A 2,104-nucleotide genomic window follows, 5' to 3' on the forward strand; every position below is an offset into this window, starting at 1 on the left:
CTAAGTAACTAAGATAATTCAAACAGTAATTATGAAGAAGTCAGAAGAAATCGATCTCTCTAAAGGGAAAACCGAGCGAATTGAAGTGCGGATGAGTGAGCGCGAGCTGAAAATTATTGATGCTTCTGCAAAAAAAATGAGGATGAACCGCTCTGAATATTTAAGAACTAGAGGCTTAAAACGAGTTTATAAATCTATTCAAGCCATTCCAAGTCCAGACTATGCCAATTTGATGTTGAATTATCGCGAACTCAGAGCGCAAGGGAACAACCTTAACCAAATGACCAAAGCAGTTCACCTTGCTAAATTTACAGGGCAGTCAATCGCGATCGACAAAACAGTACTTCAAGCAGCGGTTGAAGCTAATAATCGTGCAACACAGGCAGTTTTAGGAGTAGCGGGGTAAAACATGGCAATCGCTAAAATTAGTAAAGGTAGCGGCTTTCGTGGAATTATGGATTACTTACTAGATCCTGATAAACGCCCCCGCATCATCGGCGGCTGTGTCTTTACATCCACGGCTGCCGACTTAGCACGAGAGTTTCGGATGGTGGCTAACCTCCGACGTTCGGTGACTAAACCTGTTCGCCACTTCTCGATTTCATTCGCACCTGAAGATGGCACAGTTGATGACGTTATCAAGGAAGCGATCTCGCTGCGGATTCTAGACGGCTTGGGATACGCGGAATGTCAGTTTATCACTGTGGATCATCATCGCGACGATCCAGGACACGATTATGCCCACCACCACGATCACATGCACATCCTTACCAATGCTGTGACCAGTAAGGGCGAATATGTCCGAGATAGCTTTGATGCTTACCGAATGCAAGCAATTCTTCGAGAGGTAGAGCGTGACTTTGGGCTGCGGGAAATTAAATCGTCTTGGGAAATCAAACGTGAGAAAGCTCAAGGGATTCACCTGGATTCCGATCTTGCTCAAAACGTTGCTGCTTCCTTCAAAGACCGTCCCAATCTGGAGACTTGGCTCGGCAGGTTAGCTCAGTCCGATATCGATGTCAGATTCAACCTCAGCATGAGCGATAATGTCATGGGAATTACCTACCTCAAAGATGGAAAAAGCTATAAGGGCAGCGACATTGGGGCGAGTTGGGCTGTGGTGAATGATCGGGTATCCGTTACGGCTGACGATCTTCCGCTGATGCAGGCGACTAATATCAAGAGCCAGGAAAAACCCGTGCGGTTGAGTGAGAGCGATTCCCCAGAGGGGACGCTTTGCGAACGGGCAATGTTCGATCGGGCTGTGAAGATGGCATTGATGAAATTAGGACAGGACAAAAAGTTTAAGAACTCTCGTGCAGATATTAAATTAGATGAGGACACGCTAACTGTGATTAGAATGCGCCCTCACCGACTAATGTTCAAGGCGAGTAAAACAGATGATGGCTGGGAACCTGTAGGTTTTCCCAATATCGAGCAGCGGGATGTAGAACAACTCGAACGCTTTAATGGGGTGGAGCCAGAAAAGTTTGAAAACGTGGCGGAGCAAGTCTTAGAGAAACCTGATATCTATCCAGTTTTTCAAAGATCCAAGCCTGTAGAAAGCCGGAATCTCAGTCGGGGTATATCTTTATAAAATACTCGGTCTTTGTTAGTAAGAACTGGAGACGGAGAAGTAAAGGTTGAGAGGGTGAATATTAATACCTAAAAAGTGGTTGAACTTATCAACTCGTAAAGATTTGACTCGTGAACAATGCCCATCTCACTAGCTCAATCTTTATTCGCTTAAAGTCCGATCGAAATAGGCTACACAGTGCGTAGCCTATTTTTGCTTCAGTTAGCAATTGAGAGTTTGTACGATTCTCCAAGGGGGAGGCTACGCCAACAAGATTATTGCCAGAATTCTAGGGGTAGCGATACAGTAATGAGTTGGGTTGTTGTGAACGATCGGGTATCTATTACTAATAACAATTGCCTTAGATGAAGGTTATTTTAATTAAACATATCTGCGATCGGACAACTATAACTGTTAAAATGTAACTAGAAAAAAAGGCAAGTGAAAACACTTACCTAAACAAAAATAAAATAGTTTTTACATTATAAATGAAAACCTCAAACATTGATACTCAACCATCAATGACTG

At 43.7% G+C, this 2,104-nt stretch carries 2 protein-coding genes; both read left to right on the plus strand.

Annotation, left to right across the window (positions count from 1 at the left end; all coding sequences use genetic code 11):
* The first annotated feature begins 31 nt into the window (after positions 1–31).
* Entirely contained in the window at positions 32–406 is a 375-nt protein-coding gene (locus RMO55_RS09780) for a plasmid mobilization protein (protein ID WP_310426135.1), read from the plus strand.
* 3 nt (positions 407–409) lie between these two features.
* Complete coding sequence (locus RMO55_RS09785) at positions 410–1,597, plus strand: relaxase/mobilization nuclease domain-containing protein (RefSeq protein WP_310426136.1); 1,188 nt, start codon at positions 410–412, stop codon at positions 1,595–1,597.
* Positions 1,598–2,104: the final 507 nt, after the last annotated feature.

The organism is Chamaesiphon sp. VAR_48_metabat_135_sub (assembly GCF_031418915.1).
Taxonomy (GTDB): Bacteria; Cyanobacteriota; Cyanobacteriia; order Cyanobacteriales; family Chamaesiphonaceae; genus Chamaesiphon.